The sequence below is a fragment of the Serratia sp. SSNIH1 genome (genome assembly GCF_002935055.1).
Classification (GTDB): Bacteria; Pseudomonadota; Gammaproteobacteria; order Enterobacterales; family Enterobacteriaceae; genus Serratia; species Serratia nevei.
Window position 1 is genome coordinate 644,193 of record NZ_CP026383.1, and the last position, 20,495, is coordinate 664,687.

Genomic DNA, 20,495 nt, shown 5'->3' on the forward strand with positions numbered 1-20,495 from the left:
GGTAATGAGAACGATGGAAGCAAAGATTTCGGTGCCGCAGTATGAGCTGCGCGGTTTCAGCCTGTGGGGCTTTCGCGATATGGCGCACTGCATGGACTTTTTGTTCGACGGCGGCCGGGTAAAACAGGGCACGCTGGTGGCCATGAACGCGGAAAAGATCCTGAAGGCGGAAGAGGACCCGGCGCTGCATGCGTTGCTGGATGAGGCGGAGTACAAGTACGCCGACGGCATCAGCATGGTGCGTTCGATTCGCCGCAAATACCCGGCGGCGGACGTTTCGCGCGTGGCGGGGGCCGATCTGTGGGAAGCCTTGATGCAGCGCGCCGGCCGTGAAGGCACGCCGGTCTTCCTGGTCGGCGGCAAGCCCGGGGTCTTGGCGGAAACCGAGCAAAAGCTGCGCAGCCAGTGGAATGTCAACCTGGTGGGCAGCCAGGACGGCTATTTCAAACCGGATCAGCGAGAGGCGCTGCTCGAGCGTATTCGTGCCAGCGGCGCCGCTATCGTGACGGTGGCGATGGGATCGCCGAAGCAGGAGATTCTGATGCGCGACTGTCGCAAGGTGCATCCGCAGGCGCTGTACATGGGCGTGGGCGGCACCTACGACGTCTTTACCGGCCATGTGAAGCGTGCGCCCAAGGTGTGGCAGAACCTCGGTCTGGAATGGCTCTACCGCCTGCTCAGCCAGCCCAGCCGCATCGGCCGGCAGTTGAAGCTGCTGAAGTTTGTCGGCTACTACTACAGCGGCAAGATGTAACCCCCTCATCCGGGGCGGAAAGGGTTGTTCCGCTCCGGTCTGCTGTACCAATAATCTGCTTTTGCACGTTTCTGCCGCATATCTATAACCCCCGGCCCTAAACGCCGCTGCATTTATTCCATAAAGTTTTAAATTGCGGTTTGCTTATAGCGGCGAAATGCGAAACGATACCGCCCGGAAATTATCCCTGGCCGCTGAAGCCTGATGCGACAGCGCTGAACGATGTCCCTCTCACGGTAACTTCGCTCCGACCACCCGTTGATGCCAACCCGACCGGCAGGGGATGATTTATTCTTTTAATAATGACAATAACGACCGGCAGCGGCCGGCAGGCAAACACAACCCGAGAAAAATTATTGAGGATTTATGGCACACAAAGAAAAACCGCAAGGGCTACACCGAGGCCTTGAGGCCCGGCATATCGAGCTTATCGCTCTGGGGGGCACCATCGGTGTCGGCCTGTTTATGGGGTCGGCCAGTACGCTGAAGTGGGCGGGGCCGTCGGTGCTGCTGGCTTACATCATCGCCGGGCTGTTCGTGTTCTTCATTATGCGTTCGATGGGAGAAATGCTGTTCCTCGAGCCGGTCGCGGGCTCGTTTGCCGTTTACGCGCATAAGTACATGAATCCCTATTTCGGTTACCTGACCGCCTGGGGCTACTGGTTTATGTGGATTGCCGTCGGCATTTCGGAGATCACCGCCATCGGGGTGTATGTGCAGTTCTGGTTCCCGGAAATACCGCAGTGGGTGCCGGCGCTGATCGCCGTGGCAATGGTGGCGCTGGCCAACCTGGCGGCGGTGCGCCTGTATGGGGAACTGGAGTTCTGGTTCGCCATGATCAAAGTCACCACCATCATCGTGATGATTCTGGTGGGGCTGGGGGTTATCTTCTTCGGCTTCGGCAACGGCGGTGAACCTATCGGTTTCGCCAATTTGACGGCGCACGGCGGTTTCTTTGCCGGCGGCTGGAAAGGCTTCCTGTTTGCGCTGTGCATCGTGGTGGCGTCCTATCAGGGGGTTGAGCTGGTGGGCATCACCGCCGGGGAAGCCAAGAACCCGCAGGTGACGCTGAAACGCGCGATCAACAATATCCTGTGGCGCATCCTGATCTTCTATGTTGGCGCAATCTTCGTCATCGTCACCATCTTCCCGTGGAATGGCATCGGCACCACCGGCAGCCCGTTCGTGCTGACCTTCGCCAAGATCGGCATCGTTGCCGCCGCCGGCATCATCAACTTCGTGGTGTTGACCGCCGCGCTCTCCGGCTGCAACAGCGGCATGTACAGCGGCGGCCGCATGCTGTACGCCCTGGCCAAGAATCGCCAGCTGCCGGCGGCGCTGACCAAGCTTTCCGCCAGCGGCGTGCCGGTGAACTGCATCGCCGTCACCATCGGCTGCCTGTTGGTGGGTTCCGCGCTGAACTACATCATCCCGAATCCGGAGCAGGTGTTCGTCTATGTCTACAGCGCGAGCGTGCTGCCGGGCATGGTGCCGTGGTTCGTGGTGCTGATAAGCCAGCTCTATTTCCGCCGCGCTCATAAGGAAGCGATCAAAAATCACAGCTTTAAGTCGATCATGTTCCCGTATGTGAACTATCTGACCATCGCTTTTCTGATTTGCGTGCTGGTCGGCATGGGAATCAACCCGGATACGCGGATTTCCCTGCTGGTCGGGGCGATTTTCTTGGCCGGCGTCAGCCTGTGCTACTTCGCTTTCGGCATGCACAAGAAACATCATCCGGCTGAAAATCGGGTAGAAACGCGCCAATAAATGGTGAAAAGGGGCTACGGAGTGCGCTTTTGTGCGCGGGAGTGAGCAAAGCGTAATCAAACGCAACATTTCTGCGAAAAAGCACTAGACAGAATTGGCGTAAATCCGTAGTATCCCCTCCCGCAACGGCGCTACGCGCCCGTAGCTCAGCTGGATAGAGCGCTGCCCTCCGGAGGCAGAGGTCTCAGGTTCGAATCCTGTCGGGCGCGCCATTAAGTTTGTGCGCAGGAGCTGCGGTGGTAATATTACCGCGTGAGTAAGAAGAAGTAGTAATGGTGGCTATAGCTCAGTTGGTAGAGCCCTGGATTGTGATTCCAGTTGTCGTGGGTTCGAGTCCCATTAGCCACCCCACTTCCTAACGAAGTGAAGATTTAGCAGTATTTTGTGACAGTGCGAAGGTGGCGGAATTGGTAGACGCGCTAGCTTCAGGTGTTAGTGTTCTTACGGACGTGAGGGTTCAAGTCCCTCTCTTCGCACCACGCAAAATATCTGATAAATATAAGATTTATATGGACAACGGTCTGATAAATCAGGTAGTATGAGCAACACAAATCGGCGAGTAGCGCAGCTTGGTAGCGCAACTGGTTTGGGACCAGTGGGTCGGAGGTTCGAATCCTCTCTCGCCGACCACATTCGAAAAGCCTGCTTTTTAAAGCAGGTTTTTTTTCGTCTGTCGTTTATGAGGATGAGTACCTCCGCAGGAGGTTCGAGCCTCGCGAAGCGAGACAACGTTGCTTCAGCAACGGCCCGCAGGGCGCGCATCAAAGATGCGCGTAATCCTCTCTTGCCGACCACTCTCAAAGAAACCGACGCAAGTCGGTTTTTTTACGTCTGTCGTTTATGAAAGCAAGTTCTTCTCAGCATGACGAAGGGAACATCGACAAGCCCGTGCAGCACCGCACGGGCTTTTTGCCTTCCTGGGGGAGCATCTGGTGTCGGCCTGCAAACGTGTTGATTTTCAGCGACAATACCATCCTGCGTTGTCGTCAGGCTGAGACAAATAATTCATTGATTTTAAAAGATAAAGCTAGCTTTGACTTAAGTCGTCGTTTCGAGGCGACAACCTGATACAGGCCGCCGGCAAGGAACACCAGAGAGTGATTTGTGACGGGAAGGGAAGAGTTAAATAAAAAATCAATAATTTCAATATATTGAGCTATATTTTTCTATATGAGAGCCTCAATTTAAAAGTTGGCACGCCAAGTGCAATATCTCTTGCGTAGATGCTCATTCCACTTCTTATGTTCGCCTTAAGGCCTCATAAACCCTGGGAATGACGCAGAGCCGATTTAGGGTGCCTATCGCCCACGAGAACGATGACTAACCCGTCATCACGCTCAGGGCAGAACGTTGAGTGAGGCACCGCCCCTGTTGTCCTAGACCTGATTGCTTCTTTATACACTTGCCCTGCGGCAAGTGTTTTTTTTTGCGCTTCAGAAAGCCATTGGGCAAAAAAAAGCGCGGCATCGGCGCCGCGCTTTTCTCTCTCGGGCAGGGCGTTATTCGCCGCCGTTCTGTTTCAGCGTCAACATCAGCCCCTCACGCCGCATCTGCGCCGCTTCATCCGAACGATGCAGTTTTTCCAACGTATCGGCCAACCAGGCGTAGTCGTAGGCATCCGGGCGCTGTTTCAGCGCTTCGCGGAAGGCGTCGGCCGCTTGCTGCCACTCGCCGTGCTTCATCAGCAACTGCCCCAGCGTGCTGTTCAGCAGCGGCGTCGCGCCGTGTTGTTTCATCTGCTGACGCAGCGCCCTTTCCAACTGCTCGGGGTTGCCGGATTTCAGCCGCGGCAGCAACAGCACCAGGCGCTCGTCGTATTGGCGCTTCAGGCTGTCGAGTACAATCTCCTGCGCCAGTTCGTGGTCGTTGCATTCGATCAGGTGTTCCACCATCGCGATTTGCAGCGGCACTTCGTGACGCGTCTTGCGGCTCTGATCTTTCCACCAGCGCTTCAGGCCTTCGCTGCCTTCGTCCGCCATCGCTTGATTCATCAGCCCGATATACGCCTGTTGCTGCAATGCCTGCAGCTGTTCTTCGCTGTGGAGTTCGATTTTTCGCATCGACGGCAGCACTTCCAGCAGCGACGCATAGGCGCCGGTGCGCAGATAGGCTTGTTCCGCCAGACGCAGCACTTCCGGATGACGCGGCGCCTGGTTCAGCAGGCGATCGACGCCGTGGCGCGCGGCGTGGTTCTCGCCCTGCGCCAACTGGATACGAACCCGGGTGATGTCCACCGGCAGCTGATCGGTGTCGGCCGCTTCGGCGGCGCGCTCCAGATACTGATTGGTACGGAAGTCGTCGCCGCGTTGCTGTGCGGCCTCGGCGGCCAGCAGGTAGTTCACGACCGGCTGTTCGGCGTGGTCGGCGTTGCGCGTCATCAGCTTCTCGACCTGCTTGTAGTCGCCTTCCGCCAGCTTGATCAGCGCGGCTTTGGTTTGCTGGCGCGCGCGGGTGCGCTTGCGGCCGATAAACCAACCGCGCGTGCGGGCGCCGGTACGGAAGAGACGGCGCAGGATCCACTCGATCGCCAGCAGCACCACAAACAGCAGCACCAGCATAATCACCAGGCCGGTGACGCTGGTTTCAATATTGTAATTGTCGGTCTGGATCAGCACATAGCCCTGATGCCCGGCCAGCATCGGCCCGAGCACCACGCTGGCGATCACCACCAGGAACAGAAATAGCACGCGTAACATGGCTTAACCCTCCTGGTGAGCGGCAGGGGACTGGGTCATCAGGTTGCGCACCCGGGTCTGCATCACTTTTTCCAGCAGCGGCTGGCTTTTCAGCTGATCCGGCACGTCCATCGAGATCGACTGTTGGCTCAGGCTGTCCAGCTCTTCCAGGAAAGCCTTGGTCGCCGGATCGGTCGTGTCGAAATAGGCGCGCACCCAGGTGGACACGGTTTCCAGCGATTGCTTGTAGGTCTCGTTCTGGTGACGCGGGATGGCCTGCGCGGCCACCAGCAGGCGCGAACGGATGTTTTCGCGCAGGTAGATGTCCTGGTTCGGTGCCAGCAGCGGCTCGGCGCTGGTGTCGCGGCGACGGATGGTGATGAAGTCGGCCATGAAATTGCGCCAGCTCTTGGCCAGGTTCTGCCGCCACTCGCCGATCGAGCTGGAGAGTTCGCTGCTGTTTTGATCCATCGGCGCTTCGTCGGTATCGTTATCCGCCAGACGCAGGTTATCCACCTGATTGGACAGCTGATTGACCTTGAGGATGATGCCGTCGTAATCGACCTGGGTCAGCGTAGAAAGCGTGCTGATGTCTTCGGTAATGGCGCGGCGCACGTCGAGCAGGCTCGGATCGTTCATGTCCGCCAAGCTGGCGTCGGCGCTTTTCAGCAGCGCGGCGGCGCTGGTGACGTCCTGATCGCTCCACAGCTTGCGGCCGGCCATTTTCACCAGGAAATCGGCCTGCGCCAGCAGCCAGGTTTTAGCGTCGCTGCCGGAGATGGTCGCCACTTTTTCCTGCAGTTCACTCAGCTGGCGCGCCAGATTCGCCTGCTCGCGATCGGCGGCGTCCAGGGTTTTACCCTGCTGCTGCAACAGGCCCTCCAGCGCATTTCTTTCCTGCTGTTGGCTCTGCTTCACGCCTTCAAGCTGCTGCTGCAGCGCCTGATTGGCGGCGATCAGCTGTTGCGCCTGCTTGTGCGTGTGGTAATAGCCGCCCGCGCCGAGGGCGATGACCAGCACGATAGCGATCGCGCCGAGCACCGGGCCGGTGTTCTTTCCTTTGCGGCTGGCAGCGGCTGGCTGCTGGGAGCTCTCAACCGCGGTGGTTGGCTCTTCAACCGGGGCGGATGGGGTATTTTGTTCCGTCATAGTGGCACATCCCATAGTCAGATTATTGTAGCGCGCGGATCAGCGCGTCATTATCGGCGTTGTCAGCTACCCGAATCGTACGCCAGCCCAAGTCCCGGGCGAGGGTAGCCAGGCGTTCGCTCACTACTACCAGGCGGCAACGCAGCAGCCATGAAGAACGATAGTAATCAGGAACTAACGTATAGAGCTGTTGTAACATTTCACCGCTGGTCACCACCAACGTATCCACACCGGCGCGCTGCCAGTGGGCGCTTTGCTCGCTACCGTCGTAGTGCACCGGGCTGCGTTGATAGCATTCATAATAGCTGACGTCGGCGCCACGCTCGCTCAGCGTCGTGCCCAGCAGCTCGCGGCCGCCGTTGCCGCGCAAAATCAGCGCGCGTTTGCCTGCCAGCTTTTGCAGCGCCGGCAGCAGCAGCAGCGTTTCGCTGATCTCGCGTTCACGCGGGTATTCCACCGGCAAACTGCTGACGCAGTGCAGCGCCAGCCCGGTGGTGCGGCCGATGGCGTAATAAGTCAGGTGCGCGGGCCAGCTCAGCCCGGCGCGGCCGATGACCGAATCGGCATAGTTCACCGAATGCTGCGACAGCACGAACACCAGATCGCCGGCGCTAAGCTGCTGCAACGCTTGCGGCAGCTGCGGCAGATCGCTGCCGGGGGCGAAGTCGATCAGCGGTGCATGATAGGCAACCCGGCCGAGTGCGCGCAGCCGGCTTACTAACTGCTCGCCCGAAGGCGATGGGCGGGTTACCAGGATCGTCATGCCGGCGGATTTCCCTGGTAAACTTCGCGCAGGATCTCGCGTGCGCCGCGCGCCAGCAGCTCTTCCGCCAGCTCAACGCCCATCCGTTCGGCCTCGGCGGCCGGGCCGCGGCGTTCGCCGCGCACCATCTGGCTGCCGTCCGGCGCGCCGACCAGGGCACGCAGCCACAGGCTGTCGCCATCCAGTTCGGCATAGCTGCCGATCGGCACCTGGCAGCCGCCTTCCAGACGGGTGTTCATCGCCCGTTCGGCGCGTACGCGGGTTTCGGTGGCAGCATGGTTCAACGGCACCAGCAGAGCGCGGGTGACGCTGTCGTCGAGGCGGCATTCAATGCCGACCGCACCCTGGCCGACCGCCGGCAGGCACTCTTCGGCGCTCAGCGGGCTGCGGATGCGTTGCTCCAGCCCCAGGCGTTTCAGGCCGGCCACCGCCAGAATAATCGCGTCGTAATCGCCGTTGTCCAGCTTGGCCAAGCGAGTGCCGACGTTGCCGCGCAGGTCGCGCACGATCAGATCCGGGCGGCGTTCACGCAGCTGGCACTGGCGGCGCAGGCTGGAAGTGCCGACCACGCTGCCCTGCGGCAGCTGATCGAGCGAGGCGAAACGGTTGGAAACAAAAGCGTCGCGCGGATCTTCGCGTTCGCAAATGGTGGTCAAACCCAGGCCGGCAGGGAAATCGACCGGCACGTCTTTTATCGAGTGCACGGCGATGTCGGCGCGGCCTTCCAGCAGCGCCAGCTCGAGTTCTTTAACAAACAGGCCTTTACCGCCGACTTTCGCCAGCGGCGTATCCAGAATAACGTCGCCGCGGGTGACCATCGGCACCAACTCGACCTGCAGGCCGGGATGGCAGGCCATCAGACGTTGCTGCACATAATGTGCTTGCCAAAGTGCAAGCGGGCTTTGTCGGGTGGCAATTCGAATAATTTTGTCTAACATGCTTGTTACCGTTTTTATATTTCGCCATCCATCCTACCACTGAGAGCCAATACTGTCAGTGCAAGAAGCCGGAGGCGGAAAAAGGACAACGGAATCAAAGGGACGTGTGATGTGTTTTGGGGCAGTTAACACTGCGGGTAAATCGTTTAGGGAAGCGCTACAATAATTGTGAAGCGTTACCTCCTTTACGGTCAATCAGCAAGGTGTTAAATTGATCACGTTTCCAGCAATAAGTCGCCAAATATTCTTCTTACACTAACGGCGCTTATGGAATACGGGTTTTTTTCTAAACACCGGGATAATCAGGCGAGACGTCTTGTACCTCTACATCGAGACATTGAAGCAGAGACTGGATGCGATCAATCAGCTACGCGTCGATCGCGCCCTAGCGGCTATGAAGCCCGCATTTCAACGGGTATACAGTCTGCTGCCCACCTTACTGCACCACCACCACCCGCTGATGCCGGGTTACCTGAACGGTAACGTTCCCCACGGCATTTGCCTCTACACGCCTGATGAAACTCAACAAGATTACCTGAACGATTTAGAAGACAAATGGGGCAGCCCGTTTGACAAACCGGCCAGCGGCGAGCTGCCGATCACCGGCGTCTACTCGATGGGCAGCACCTCGTCTATCGGCCAAAGCTGCAGCTCGGATCTCGACATCTGGGTCTGCCACCAGTCCTGGCTGGACAACGAGGAACGCACCCGCCTGCAGCAAAAATGCAGCCTGCTTGAGAAGTGGGCCGCCTCGATGGGGGTGGAAGTCAGCTTCTTCCTGATCGACGAAAACCGCTTCCGCCATAATGAAAGCGGTAGCCTGGGCGGCGAAGACTGCGGCTCGACGCAGCATATCCTGTTGCTCGACGAATTCTACCGCACAGCGGTGCGCCTGGCCGGCAAACGCATCCTGTGGAACATGGTGCCGGGCGAAGAAGAAGCGCACTACGATGAATACGTGCTGTCGCTGTACGCGCAGGGCGCGCTGACGCCGAACGAGTGGCTTGATCTCGGCGGCCTGAGTTCGCTGTCGGCGGAAGAGTACTTCGGCGCCAGCCTGTGGCAGCTGTACAAGAGCATCGATTCGCCTTACAAGGCAGTGCTGAAGACCCTGCTGCTGGAAGCCTATTCCTGGGAATACCCCAATACCCAGCTGCTGGCGACGGACATCAAACACCGCCTGCATCAGGGCGAAATCGTCAGCTTCGGGCTCGATGCCTATTGCATGATGCTCGAGCGCGTGACCCGCTACCTGACCGACATCAACGATACCACCCGCCTCGATCTGGCCCGCCGCTGTTTCTACCTGAAAGTGTGTGAAAAGCTGTCGCTGGCCAAGGCCTGCGTCGGCTGGCGGCGCGAGATCCTCAGCCAGCTGGTCAGCGAGTGGGGCTGGAGCGAAGAGCGTCTGGCGATGCTGGACAACCGCGCCAACTGGAAAATCGAACGGGTGCGTGAAGCGCATAACGAGTTGCTCGACGCGATGATGCAGAGCTACCGCAACCTGATCCGTTTCGCCCGCCGCAACAACCTCAGCGTCAGCGCCAGCCCGCAGGATATCGGCGTGCTGACCCGCAAACTGTACGCGGCGTTCGAGGCGCTGCCCGGCAAGGTGACGCTGGTGAACCCGCAGATTTCGCCGGACCTGTCGGAAAACGATTTAACCTTTATTCACGTGCCGGTAGGTCGCGCCAACCGCACCGGCTGGTACCTGTATAATCAGGCGCCGGCCATGGATTCGATCGTCAGCCATCAGCCGCTGGAATATAACCGCTACCTGAACAAGCTGGTGGCCTGGGCCTATTTCAACGGCCTGCTGACCCCGCAGACCCGCCTGCACATCAAGAGCGGCAACCTGTGCGACACCGCCAAGCTGCAGGAACTGGTGGCCGACGTTTCTCATCACTTCCCGCTGCGCCTGCCGGCGCCGACGCCGAAAGCGCTGTACAGCCCGTGCGAAATTCGCCATCTGGCGATCATCGTCAATCTGGAAAACGATCCGACCGCCGCCTTCCGCAATCAGGTGGTGCACTTCGATTTCCGCAAGCTGGACGTGTTCAGCTTCGGCCAGCAGCAGCAGTGCCTGGTGGGCAGCATCGATCTGCTGTATCGCAACTCTTGGAACGAAGTGCGCACCCTGCATTTCAGCGGCGAACAGTCGGTGCTGGAAGCGCTGAAAACCATTCTCGGCAAAATGCACCAGGACGCCGCGCCGCCGGAGTCGGTGGAAGTGTTCTGCTACAGCCAGCACCTGCGCGGCCTGATCCGCACCCGCATCCAGCAGTTGGTGTCGGAGTGCATTGAGCTGCGCCTGTCCAGCACCCGCCTGGAGCCCGGCCGCTTCAAGGCGGTACGCGTCGCCGGGCAGACCTGGGGGCTGTTCTTCGAGCGCCTGAGTGTGTCGGTGCAAAAGTTGGAGAACGCGGTGGAGTTTTACGGTGCGATCTCCAACAACAAGCTGCACGGCCTGTCTATCAAGGTGGAAACCGATCAGGTGCATCTGCCGCCGGTGGTGGATGGCTTCGCCAGCGAGGGGATCATCCAGTTCTTCTTCGAAGACACCTCGGATGACAAGGGCTTCAACATCTATATTCTGGACGAGTCGAATCGGGTGGAGGTGTATCACCACTGCGAGGGCAGTAAAGAGGAGCTGGTGCGCGACGTCAGCCGCTTCTACTCCTCATCGCACGATCGTTTTACCTACGGCTCCAGCTTCATCAACTTCAACCTGCCGCAGTTCTATCAGATCGTGCAGCTCGACGGGCGCACGCAGGTGATCCCGTTCCGCAGCAACGTGCTGTCCAGCCTGTGCGTGACGGTGGCCGATGGCGCCGCGCAGCCGCTCAAACAGCAGTTCCAGCTGCATTGACGCCGCAAGGGCTCGGTTGCCGAGCCCTACATCGCCTCAGGAAAAATGCAGTTCCTCACCGGCCTGTGCGCTGGCCGCTTCGCTGAGCAGCTGATAAAACGGCTGCCCGCTGCGATCGCATAGCCAGACGCCGTCGCGGTAGTTGAAGTGGTAACCGCCGGCCTTGGTGGCGAGCCAAACCTGGTGCAGCGGCTCCTGGCGGTTGATGACAATTTTGGTGCCGTTTTCGAAGCTCAGCGTCATCACGCCGCCATTGGTTTCGTAATCGATGTCCGCATCGCCGTCAAAATCGTCCAGTGTCTCTTCAATATTCAGCATCAGCTGGTCGGCCAACTGATGAAACTCGCTGTCGTTCATATTCAATTCCTATTGCTTTTCATGATCCACCTGCGATTATAGAGACCTTGGACGCATGAATTACAGGCATTAATGCAAATGAAAAAACAACTACGCTATGCGCTGATGGCAGTTCTGCTGACCGGCCTCGCCGGCTGTGGTCTGAAGGGCCCGCTTTACTTCCCACCTGCCGATTCCGCCGGCCAAAAACCGGCCAAGCCGCCGGTGCAAACGGGCGATCAGGTGCAAAAGAACCAGCAGGAGCAGTCTGGCTCTCAGCAAAAACCGTCGATGGTCGACCAGTAACACCCTGTTTGCGGTGGCGAGCGCCGCCGCAAAATCAAGACGGATAGCGCGTCCAGATAGCGGAGTATGATATGCAGTTCTCCAAAATGCACGGTCTGGGCAACGACTTTATGGTGGTCGATGCCGTTACACAGAATGTCTATTTTTCACCTGAGCTGATCCGCCGGCTGGCCGATCGGCACCTGGGCGTCGGCTTTGACCAGATGCTGGTGGTAGAACCGCCTTACGATCCCGAGCTGGATTTTCACTACCGAATTTTCAACGCCGATGGCAGCGAAGTGGCGCAGTGCGGCAACGGCGCGCGCTGCTTCGCGCGCTTTGTGCGGCTGAAAGGGCTGACCAACAAGCGCGATATCCGCGTCAGCACCCAAACCGGGCGCATGGTGCTCAGCGTCACCGACGACGATCTGGTGTGCGTCAACATGGGCGAGCCGAACTTCGATCCGCAGGCGGTGCCGTTCCGCGCCGCCAAGGCCGAAAAGACCTACATCATGCGCGTGGCGGAACAGACCGTGCTGTGCGGCGTGGTGTCGATGGGCAACCCGCATTGTGTTTTGCAGGTGGATGATGTAAAAACCGCCAAGGTGGAGCTGCTTGGGCCGGTGCTGGAAGGGCATGAGCGCTTCCCGGAACGGGCCAACATCGGCTTTATGCAGGTGGTCAGCCGCGATCACATCAAGCTGCGCGTTTACGAGCGCGGCGCCGGCGAAACGCAGGCCTGCGGCAGCGGCGCCTGTGCGGCGGTGGCGGTGGGGATCCAACAGGAATTGCTGTCAGAAGAGGTGCATGTAGAACTGCCGGGCGGCAGCCTGCATATTCGCTGGAAAGGGCCGGGCAACCCGCTGTTTATGACCGGCCCGGCAACCCATGTCTATGACGGATTTATTCATCTATGAAGAGCGTAGAAGAACAGAGCGTCGCCGGCCTGGCGCTGGATGACGACACCGTGATGCAGTATCTGCTGCAGAACCCGGATTTCTTTATTCGCAACGCACGCCAGGTTGAGCAGATGCGCGTGCCGCACCCGGTGCGCGGCACCGTTTCGCTGGTGGAATGGCATCTGGCCCGCCAGCGCAATCACATCGAACGGCTGGAAGAAGAGATCACGCTGTTGATGGAACAGGCCAGCGCCAACGAAGGGCTGTTCGCCCGGTTGCTGCACCTGCAGGCCGATTTGGCCACCGCCGACAGCCTGCAGGACATGCTCAACCGGCTGCAGCGCTGGGCGCGCGGCTTCGGTTTGGCCGGTGCTACGGTGCGCCTGTTTGCCGAACGCTGGAAGATCGGCGCGCCTTCCGACTTCACCCACCTGGCGCTGACGCGTTCGGCGTTCGAGCCGTTCCGCATTCAGCGGCTGGGCAGCGAACAACACTACCTCGGCGGCCTGAACGGCCCCGAACTGCTGCTGCTGTTGCCGCAGGCCAAACAGATTGGCCAGATTGGCTCTGTGGCGCTGTCGATGCTGGGCGACGACGGCGAACTGGGCATGGTGATCTTCAGCAGCCGCGATACGCAACACTATCAGCAGGGCATGGGCACGGTGATGCTCAATCAACTGGCGCGCATGCTGCCGGAACTGCTGGAACGCTGGGTCGAACGCGCATGACGCCGATTGCGCCCAGCCTGCAGCAGCCGGTGGACGCTTTTCTGCGTTATCTCAAGGTAGAACGGCAACTCAGCCCGCTGACGCAGCTCAGCTATTCGCGCCAGCTGGCGGCGCTGATGCGCCTGGCGCAGGAGATCGGCGTCACCGACTGGACGGCGCTGGACGCCGCCCGGGTGCGCATGCTGGCGGCGCGCAGCAAACGCGCCGGCCTGCAGTCCGCCAGCCTGGCGCTGCGGCTCTCTTCGTTGCGCAGTTTCCTCGACTGGCTGGTCAGCCAGGGCGTATTGCACGCCAACCCCGCCAAAGGCATCCGCACGCCGCGTAGCGGCCGCCATCTGCCGAAAAACATCGACGTCGATGAAATGAACCAGCTGCTGGAGATCGATCTCAACGATCCGCTGGCGGTGCGCGATCGCGCCATGCTGGAGGTGATGTACGGCGCCGGCCTGCGCCTCTCCGAGCTGGTGGGGCTGGATTGCCGCCATGTCGACATGGCCGCCGGCGAGGTGTGGGTGATGGGGAAAGGCAGCAAAGAGCGCAAATTGCCGATCGGGCGCACCGCCGTCACCTGGCTGGAACACTGGCTGGCGATGCGCGATCTGTTCGGGCCGGAAGATGACGCGATGTTCCTGTCCAATCAGGGGCGGCGCATTTCGACGCGCAACGTGCAAAAGCGCTTCGCCGAATGGGGTGTGAAACAGGGCGTCAACAGCCATATCCATCCGCACAAGCTGCGCCACTCCTTCGCTACCCACATGCTGGAGTCGAGCGGCGATCTGCGCGCGGTGCAGGAGCTGCTCGGCCACGCCAACCTGACCACCACGCAAATTTATACCCACCTCGACTTTCAACATCTGGCGAACGTGTACGATGCCGCGCATCCGCGCGCCAAACGGGGGAAATCCTGATGCATTTTTATCGCCCGCTGCGCCCGCTGGCGGCGTTGACTTTCGATCTGGACGACACGCTGTATGACAATCGCCCGGTGATTAGACAGACCGAACAACAGTCGGTGGCCTTCCTGCAGAGCTACCATCCCGGTCTGAACAGCTTCCAGTCGGCGGATTTCCACCGCCTGCGCCAGGAGCTGCGCGAACAGGATCCGGAGATCTACCACGACGTCACCCAGTGGCGCTGGCGCGCCATTCATCTGGCGCTGAGCCGGCAGGGGCTGCGCGATGCCGACGCGGCGATCGGGGCCGATGCGGCGATGCAAAACTTCGCGCTGTGGCGCAGCCGCATCGAGGTACCGGAAGCGACCCACGCCACGCTAAAGGCGCTGGCCGCGCGCTATCCGCTGGTGGCGATCACCAACGGCAACGCCGATCCGGCACAGTGTGGCCTGGACGGCTATTTCCAGTTCGTGCTGCGCTCCGGGCCGGACGGGCGCGCCAAACCGTACCAGGACATGTACCACCTGGCCGTCGAGCGGCTGGGCGTGGCGCCCGAGCAGATCCTGCACGTGGGCGACGATCTGACTACCGACGTCGCCGGTGCGCTGCGCGCGGGGCTGCAGGCCTGTTGGATCAACGATCGGCAACGCTGCCTGATGCAGGCTGCCGACAGCCGCCTGCTGCCGCATATTGAGATTTCGCAGTTGGCATCGCTGACAGCATTGTTATAATCCCTGCCAGAACTCTGTATAAATTTCCAGTGAAAAACCCGTCAGCGGCGGGTTTTCCCTTAACCATTAGTGGTGCCTATGGACGTCTCCGATCTGCTCGACAGCCTGAATGAAAAACAACGTGAAGCCGTGGCGGCGCCGCGCAGCAACCTGTTGGTTCTGGCCGGGGCGGGCAGCGGCAAGACCCGGGTACTGGTGCATCGCATCGCCTGGCTGCTGTCGGTGGAGAACTGTTCGCCGTATTCGATTATGGCGGTAACCTTCACCAACAAGGCGGCGGCGGAAATGCGCCACCGTATCGAACATCTGATCGGCACCAGCCAGGGCGGCATGTGGATCGGCACCTTCCACGGCCTGGCGCATCGTCTGTTGCGCGCCCACCACCTGGAAGCCAACCTGCCGCAGGATTTCCAGATCCTCGACAGCGACGACCAGCTGCGGCTGCTCAAGCGCATCATCAAGGCGCTGAACGTCGACGAGAAGCAGTGGCCGCCGCGTCAGGCGATGTGGTACATCAACGGCAAGAAAGACGAGGGCCTGCGGCCACAGCACGTCGAGACCTACAACAATCCGGTAGAGGCCACCTGGCTGCGCATCTATCAGGCCTATCAGGAAGCCTGCGATCGCGCGGGGCTGGTGGATTTCGCCGAGCTGCTGCTGCGCGCGCACGAGCTGTGGTTGAACAAGCCGCATATCCTCAACCACTACCGCGAACGTTTCACCAACGTGCTGGTGGACGAATTCCAGGATACCAACAGCATCCAGTACGCCTGGATCCGTCTGCTGGCGGGCGGCAACAGCAACGTGATGATCGTCGGTGACGATGACCAGTCGATCTACGGCTGGCGCGGCGCGCAGGTGGAAAACATCCAGCGCTTCCTGAAAGATTTCCCCGGTGCGGAAACCATCCGCCTGGAGCAGAACTACCGTTCCACCAGCAACATCCTGAAAGCGGCCAACACCCTGATCGCCAACAACGACGGGCGCATGGGCAAAAACCTGTGGACCGAAGGCGGCGAAGGCGAACCGATCTCCATCTACTGTGCCTTCAACGAACTCGACGAAGCGCGCTTCGTGGTCAACCGCATCAAGACCTGGCAGGACAACGGCGGGGCGCTGAACGACTGCGCCATCCTGTACCGCAGCAACGCCCAGTCGCGCGTGCTGGAAGAGGCGCTGCTGCAGACGGCGATGCCGTACCGCATCTACGGCGGCCAGCGCTTCTTCGAACGCCAGGAAATCAAGGATGCGCTGGCTTACCTGCGCCTCATTTCCAACCGCAACGACGATGCGGCCTTCGAGCGCGTGGTCAACACCCCGACGCGCGGCATCGGCGATCGTACCCTCGACGTGGTGCGCCAGGCGGCGCGCGATCGTCAGCTGACGCTGTGGCAGGCGACGCGCGAGCTGATGCAGGACAAAGTGTTGGCCGGCCGCGCCGCGTCGGCGCTGCAGCGCTTTATCGAACTGGTGGAGTCGCTGGCGCATGAAACCGCCGACATGCCGCTCCACGTGCAGACCGACCGGGTGATCCGCGATTCCGGGCTGTTCATCATGTATGAGCAGGAGAAAGGCGAAAAGGGGCAGGCGCGCATCGAAAACCTTGAGGAATTGGTGACGGCAACGCGCCAGTTCAGCTATCAGGAAGAAGATCAGGATCTGATGCCGCTGCAGGCGTTCCTGTCGCATGCGGCGCTGGAGGCGGGCGAAGGCCAGGCCGACGCCTATCAGGACGCGGTGCAGCTGATGACCCTGCACTCCGCCAAGGGCCTGGAGTTCCCGCTGGTGTTTATCGTCGGCATGGAAGAAGGCATGTTCCCGAGCCAGATGTCGCTGGATGAAGGCGGCCGTCTGGAGGAGGAGCGCCGCCTGGCCTATGTGGGCGTAACGCGCGCCATGCAGAAGCTAACGCTGACCTATGCCGAAACGCGCCGTCTGTACGGCAAAGAGGTTTACCACCGGCCGTCGCGCTTTATCGGCGAGCTGCCGGAAGAGTGCGTGGAAGAAGTGCGCCTGCGCGCCAGCGTATCGCGCCCGGTCAATCACCGCCGCATGGGCACGCCGATCAGTGAGAACGATACCGGCTACAAGCTGGGCCAGCGCGTGCGCCACCCCAAGTTTGGCGAAGGCACCATCGTCAATCTGGAGGGCAGCGGCGAGCACAGCCGGCTGCAGATCGCTTTCCCGGGCGAGGGCATCAAGTGGCTGGTGGCGGCCTACGCTCGCCTGGAAACGGTATAAAGAGCGGGGAGAGTTGCAGGGGCACGCCCCTGCAATCGTTATCAGTGAGGGTAGCGATCGCCGACCTGCGCGGTGGCATACCAGCGCATCACCGCTTCGGTGCCTTCGCCGCCTTCCTGCGGTGCCCATTGCATGCAGTCCTCTTCGGTCAGCGCCTGATACGGGCCCTGCTTCACTTCAAACACCACGCCGCCGGCATCGACCGACAGCACCGCATGCCAGGTAAATGCCGGCATCTCCAGCACTTTGGTTTCTTCGCCGAGCAAGGTGCGCTGCGTCACGACGCCGTCATCGTTGAACTGCAGCACGACAAAACGGCCGCGCAGCGGCGTCAGCAATTCCCAGGTTTGCGGGTGACGGTGCGGGCGGATATAGGTGCCGGGTTCCATGGCGATCGCCAGGCGTTGCACCGGGTCGCTCAACTCTTCGTGTAAAGTGCGGTGCGCGCGCAGGCGGGCCACGCTGGCGGCCTGTTCGCTCATCGCGGTCAGTTCATGGGCGGTAATCTGTTTCATCATTTAAATCCGCATGCTTGTCGTACCATTAGGGTGATGTCATATTAACAACATTCTTGGTGGTGGTAAGCGATCGCCGCGACTTTTTTCAGCACGGTTTAAGCGCCATTTTTACCATTGATCATCGTGATGATTTGTTGCGCAATTATCCCGCCTAACGTGTTGACAGGCTTTTTCCTCTCGGCGTAACATGCGCGCACTATTATCATTGAGGACAGACGCCTTGGACACACCCAGTAGATACTGGCTCACTGACCTGCGCCGCAGGTATAACTTCTAAGGCTCTCCGTTTTTGCTGATAGCCTTCGTGGTTGTCGGCGACCCCGCAAAGCGTCGCTATGAGTCAGATCTCTTCATGGTCTGAAACAAATCGGTGATACGCATCCCCTCTGTTTCTGTGCTTCAACGCGTTGTCCACACCCGTTACCTTCACGGAGTTTTGGCACATGCTGAGCGCTTTTAAATTAGATAACCGCCGCTTGTCCCGTCTGGAGCTGGACGACTCGGATGATCTCACGTCATCGCTGTGGGTTGACCTGGTCGAGCCGGAAGAGGGCGAGCGTGAGCGCGTGCAGAATGAGCTGGGACAAAGCCTGGCGACGCGTCCCGAGCTGGACGACATCGAAGCCTCCGCCCGTTTCTTCGAAGACGAAGACGGTCTGCATATCCACTCCTTCTTCTACTTTGAAGATGCGGAAGATCACGCCGGCAACTCCACGGTGGCGTTCACCATCCGCGATGGCCGCCTGTATACCCTGCGCGAGCGTGAACTGCCGGCGTTTCGCCTGTACCGCATGCGCGCCCGCAACCAGACCATGCTCGAAGGCAACGCCTACGAACTGCTGCTGGATCTGTTCGAAACCAAGATTGAGCAGTTGGCGGACGAGATAGAGAACATCTACAGCGATCTGGAACAGCTCAGCCGGGTGATCATGGAAGGGCATCAGGGCGACGAATACGACGCCGCGCTGTCGACGCTGGCGGAGCTGGAAGATATCGGCTGGAAGGTGCGTTTGTGTCTGATGGATACCCAGCGCGCGCTCAACTTCCTGGTGCGCAAGGCGCGTCTGCCGACCGGCCAGCTGGAGCAGGCGCGTGAAGTGCTGCGCGACATCGAATCCCTGCTGCCGCACAACGAATCGCTGTTCCAGAAGGTGAACTTCCTGATGCAGGCGGCGATGGGCTTCATCAACATTGAGCAGAACCGCATCATCAAGATCTTCTCGGTGGTGTCGGTGGTGTTCCTGCCGCCAACGCTGGTGGCCTCCAGCTACGGCATGAACTTCGAATTCATGCCGGAGCTGAAATGGTCGTTCGGCTACCCGGGTGCCATCACCTTGATGATCCTGGCCGGCCTGGCCCCTTACCTGTACTTCAAGCGCAAGAACTGGCTGTAACCCGGCGGCGCCGGGCTCAGCGCAGCTTGCGCTGGGTATAGAGCGCGTCGAGGGTGAACAGGATCAGCGCCGCCCAGATAAAGCCGAAGGTCACCAGCTTGTCCTGGCCGACGGTTTCGCCGTAGAAGGTGACCGCCAGCAGGAACATCAGCGTCGGGCCGAGATACTGGAAGAAACCGAGCGTCGACAGGCGCAGCCGGGTGGCCGCCGCGGTGAAGCACAGCAGCGGCACGGTGGTGACGATGCCGGCGGCGACCAGCAGCAGGTTCAGCGACCACGGGTTGGCGCTCAGGTGGCTGGTGGGGCTGTCGGTGAACAGGAACAGATAGGCCGCCGCCACCGGCAGCAGCCACAGCGTTTCGATCAGCATGCCGGTCTGGGCGTCGATGGCGATTTTCTTGCGCAGCAGGCCGTAGAAGGCGAAGCTGAACGCCAGCCCCAGACCGATGATCGGCAACGAGCCGAACTGCCAGAGCTGTACCAGCACCCCGGTGAACGCCAGCGCCACCGCCACCCACTGCATGCGGCGGAAGCGTTCGCCGAGAAACAGCATCCCCAACAGCACGTTAACCAGCGGGTTGATGAAGTAGCCCAGGCTGGCCTCGAGCATATGGTGGTTGTTCACCGCCCAGATGAACAGCAGCCAGTTGCCGCCGATCAACAGCGCGGTGACTGCCAGCAGCAGCAGCCGTTTGCGATTTTGACAGGCGGCCCGCACTTTCGGCCAGCTGCGGCCCAGCGAGATCAGCGCCAGCATGAAGAAAAACGACCAGATGATCCGGTGGGTGAGGATCTCATCGGCGGGCACTTGCTGAATCAGTTTGAAATAGGCCGGGGCGATGCCCCACATAAAATAGGCGGCCAGGGCGAAGAAAATACCCTGACGCGTTTGCTTTGCGTCCATGACGTCACTCGGGTGGGGAACGTAAGATGCGGTGAGTGTACTGAAGACGCTCACCGCACACAATCATCAGCCGACCAGATAGGTGGCGGTGGCGCTCGCGATATGCAGGCCGTCGTGGTTATGCAGCTCTACGCGCGCGACGGCGACCTTGTTGCCGCTGCGCAGCACGCTGGCGGAGGCGACGAAGTGCTCGCCGCGGCCGGGGCGCAGGTAGTCGACGCGCAGATCGATGGTGCCCATGCGCGACAGCTTGGCGGCGATCTCCTCTTCGATCAGCGGCTCCAGGCGCGTCAGCACGCCGCCGGCGCAGGCCAATCCGGCGGCGACGTCAAGCACTGCGGCGATCACGCCACCGTGCAGAATTTCCTGTGCCGCGTTGCCCACCAGCTTGCGTTGGTTGGTGAAGCTCAGCTCGACGTAATCATCGTCGAAGCGGCGCAGCTCCAGGCCAAGCTCGCGGTTGAACGGCATGTGGTAGACAAAGATTTCGCCGATCTTGCGGCGGGCGGCTTCCAGGGTCAGTGGTGTGGTCGACATAGCGGGTTTCCGTTTTTCTTTTGCGTTTTAAGGGAGCTAACTGGTCAGTCCAGGTTAATGGAATGTTGATTTTATGCTTAACCTTTGTTGCTTACCAGACTATTCCAATAA

General features: G+C 60.2%; 19 protein-coding genes, 4 tRNA genes and 1 other RNA gene. 16 read left to right on the plus strand and 8 right to left on the minus strand.

Going from position 1 to position 20,495, the window contains the following annotated elements:
- The first annotated feature begins 13 nt into the window (after window positions 1–13).
- The 8 genes from wecG to C3F38_RS26095 all read left to right on the plus strand — a co-directional run bounded on the left by wecG (window position 14) and on the right by C3F38_RS26095 (window position 3,592).
- Complete coding sequence (gene wecG / locus C3F38_RS03055; RefSeq protein WP_038874077.1) at window positions 14–754, plus strand: lipopolysaccharide N-acetylmannosaminouronosyltransferase; 741 nt, start codon at window positions 14–16, stop codon at window positions 752–754.
- Between the two features lie 366 nt (window positions 755–1,120).
- A complete protein-coding gene (locus tag C3F38_RS03060; RefSeq protein ID WP_038874078.1) occupies window positions 1,121–2,524 on the plus strand; it encodes an amino acid permease in 1,404 nt (467 codons plus the stop codon).
- 135 nt (window positions 2,525–2,659) lie between these two features.
- Window positions 2,660–2,736 (plus strand) — tRNA-Arg (locus tag C3F38_RS03065).
- A gap of 63 nt (window positions 2,737–2,799) precedes the next feature.
- Window positions 2,800–2,875 (plus strand) — tRNA-His (locus C3F38_RS03070).
- A gap of 41 nt (window positions 2,876–2,916) precedes the next feature.
- Window positions 2,917–3,003: transfer RNA gene (locus C3F38_RS03075), tRNA-Leu, on the plus strand.
- A 74-nt stretch (window positions 3,004–3,077) separates the two neighbouring features.
- Window positions 3,078–3,154, plus strand: a tRNA-Pro gene (locus C3F38_RS03080).
- 35 nt (window positions 3,155–3,189) lie between these two features.
- A non-coding RNA gene (locus C3F38_RS03085) (RtT sRNA) lies at window positions 3,190–3,318 on the plus strand.
- A gap of 46 nt (window positions 3,319–3,364) precedes the next feature.
- On the plus strand, window positions 3,365–3,592 hold the full coding sequence (locus tag C3F38_RS26095) for a hypothetical protein (RefSeq protein WP_134267497.1): 228 nt from the start codon (window positions 3,365–3,367) through the stop codon (window positions 3,590–3,592).
- Between the two features lie 431 nt (window positions 3,593–4,023).
- On the opposite strand, the gene hemY is transcribed toward C3F38_RS26095, so the two are convergent.
- Genes hemY through hemC form a run of 4 tightly spaced genes read right to left on the minus strand, consistent with a single transcriptional unit; the run spans window position 4,024 to window position 8,049 of the window.
- Window positions 4,024–5,220: a protoheme IX biogenesis protein HemY gene (hemY, locus tag C3F38_RS03090; RefSeq protein ID WP_047729450.1), complete on the minus strand. Its 1,197-nt coding sequence runs from the start codon at window positions 5,218–5,220 to the stop codon at window positions 4,024–4,026.
- A 3-nt stretch (window positions 5,221–5,223) separates the two neighbouring features.
- Complete coding sequence (gene hemX / locus C3F38_RS03095) at window positions 5,224–6,348, minus strand: uroporphyrinogen-III C-methyltransferase (protein WP_038874084.1); 1,125 nt, start codon at window positions 6,346–6,348, stop codon at window positions 5,224–5,226.
- Between the two features lie 22 nt (window positions 6,349–6,370).
- Window positions 6,371–7,111: a uroporphyrinogen-III synthase gene (gene hemD / locus C3F38_RS03100; protein WP_038874086.1), complete on the minus strand. Its 741-nt coding sequence runs from the start codon at window positions 7,109–7,111 to the stop codon at window positions 6,371–6,373.
- Window positions 7,108–8,049, minus strand: coding sequence for a hydroxymethylbilane synthase (gene hemC, locus C3F38_RS03105; protein ID WP_055317093.1), 942 nt, complete (start codon window positions 8,047–8,049; stop codon window positions 7,108–7,110). The genes hemD and hemC overlap by 4 nt, the downstream gene beginning before the upstream one ends.
- A 316-nt stretch (window positions 8,050–8,365) precedes the next feature.
- On the opposite strand from hemC, the gene C3F38_RS03110 reads away from it, so the two are divergent.
- A complete protein-coding gene (locus C3F38_RS03110; protein ID WP_019452546.1) occupies window positions 8,366–10,918 on the plus strand; it encodes a class I adenylate cyclase in 2,553 nt (850 codons plus the stop codon).
- 36 nt (window positions 10,919–10,954) lie between these two features.
- Here the strand turns inward: C3F38_RS03110 and cyaY are convergent, their stop codons facing one another.
- Complete coding sequence (cyaY, locus tag C3F38_RS03115; protein ID WP_004934237.1) at window positions 10,955–11,275, minus strand: iron donor protein CyaY; 321 nt, start codon at window positions 11,273–11,275, stop codon at window positions 10,955–10,957.
- A 78-nt stretch (window positions 11,276–11,353) separates the two neighbouring features.
- Between cyaY and C3F38_RS03120 the strand changes: the two genes are divergently transcribed.
- The 6 genes from C3F38_RS03120 (at window position 11,354) to uvrD (ending at window position 17,031) form a co-directional block, all read left to right on the plus strand.
- Window positions 11,354–11,560, plus strand: coding sequence for a lipoprotein (locus tag C3F38_RS03120; RefSeq protein ID WP_048232385.1), 207 nt, complete (start codon window positions 11,354–11,356; stop codon window positions 11,558–11,560).
- A gap of 71 nt (window positions 11,561–11,631) precedes the next feature.
- On the plus strand, window positions 11,632–12,456 hold the full coding sequence (dapF, locus tag C3F38_RS03125) for a diaminopimelate epimerase (RefSeq protein ID WP_038874096.1): 825 nt from the start codon (window positions 11,632–11,634) through the stop codon (window positions 12,454–12,456).
- The gene (locus C3F38_RS03130; protein ID WP_038874100.1) at window positions 12,453–13,166 is read left to right on the plus strand and encodes a DUF484 domain-containing protein; all 714 of its coding nucleotides are present in this window, start codon (window positions 12,453–12,455) and stop codon (window positions 13,164–13,166) included. Before dapF ends, C3F38_RS03130 begins: the two co-directional genes overlap by 4 nt.
- Window positions 13,163–14,074: a tyrosine recombinase XerC gene (xerC, locus tag C3F38_RS03135; RefSeq protein WP_033654013.1), complete on the plus strand. Its 912-nt coding sequence runs from the start codon at window positions 13,163–13,165 to the stop codon at window positions 14,072–14,074. Before C3F38_RS03130 ends, xerC begins: the two co-directional genes overlap by 4 nt.
- Window positions 14,074–14,790, plus strand: a complete 717-nt coding sequence (gene yigB / locus C3F38_RS03140; protein ID WP_038874105.1) for a 5-amino-6-(5-phospho-D-ribitylamino)uracil phosphatase YigB — start codon at window positions 14,074–14,076, stop codon at window positions 14,788–14,790. Before xerC ends, yigB begins: the two co-directional genes overlap by 1 nt.
- A gap of 78 nt (window positions 14,791–14,868) precedes the next feature.
- Window positions 14,869–17,031: a DNA helicase II gene (uvrD, locus tag C3F38_RS03145; RefSeq protein ID WP_038874108.1), complete on the plus strand. Its 2,163-nt coding sequence runs from the start codon at window positions 14,869–14,871 to the stop codon at window positions 17,029–17,031.
- A gap of 41 nt (window positions 17,032–17,072) precedes the next feature.
- Here uvrD and C3F38_RS03150 read toward each other — a convergent pair whose 3' ends face one another.
- Window positions 17,073–17,546, minus strand: coding sequence for a WbuC family cupin fold metalloprotein (locus tag C3F38_RS03150; protein ID WP_025160392.1), 474 nt, complete (start codon window positions 17,544–17,546; stop codon window positions 17,073–17,075).
- A gap of 446 nt (window positions 17,547–17,992) precedes the next feature.
- On the opposite strand from C3F38_RS03150, the gene corA reads away from it, so the two are divergent.
- A complete protein-coding gene (corA, locus tag C3F38_RS03155) occupies window positions 17,993–18,943 on the plus strand; it encodes a magnesium/cobalt transporter CorA (protein ID WP_004934262.1) in 951 nt (316 codons plus the stop codon).
- Window positions 18,944–18,959: 16 nt separating this feature from the next.
- On the opposite strand, the gene rarD is transcribed toward corA, so the two are convergent.
- Window positions 18,960–19,847 (minus strand): EamA family transporter RarD, encoded by an 888-nt coding sequence (gene rarD, locus C3F38_RS03160; RefSeq protein WP_047729434.1) that lies wholly within the window; start codon window positions 19,845–19,847, stop codon window positions 18,960–18,962.
- A 66-nt stretch (window positions 19,848–19,913) separates the two neighbouring features.
- The gene (locus C3F38_RS03165; protein ID WP_033649641.1) at window positions 19,914–20,384 is read right to left on the minus strand and encodes a thioesterase family protein; all 471 of its coding nucleotides are present in this window, start codon (window positions 20,382–20,384) and stop codon (window positions 19,914–19,916) included.
- Window positions 20,385–20,495 lie beyond the last annotated feature (111 nt).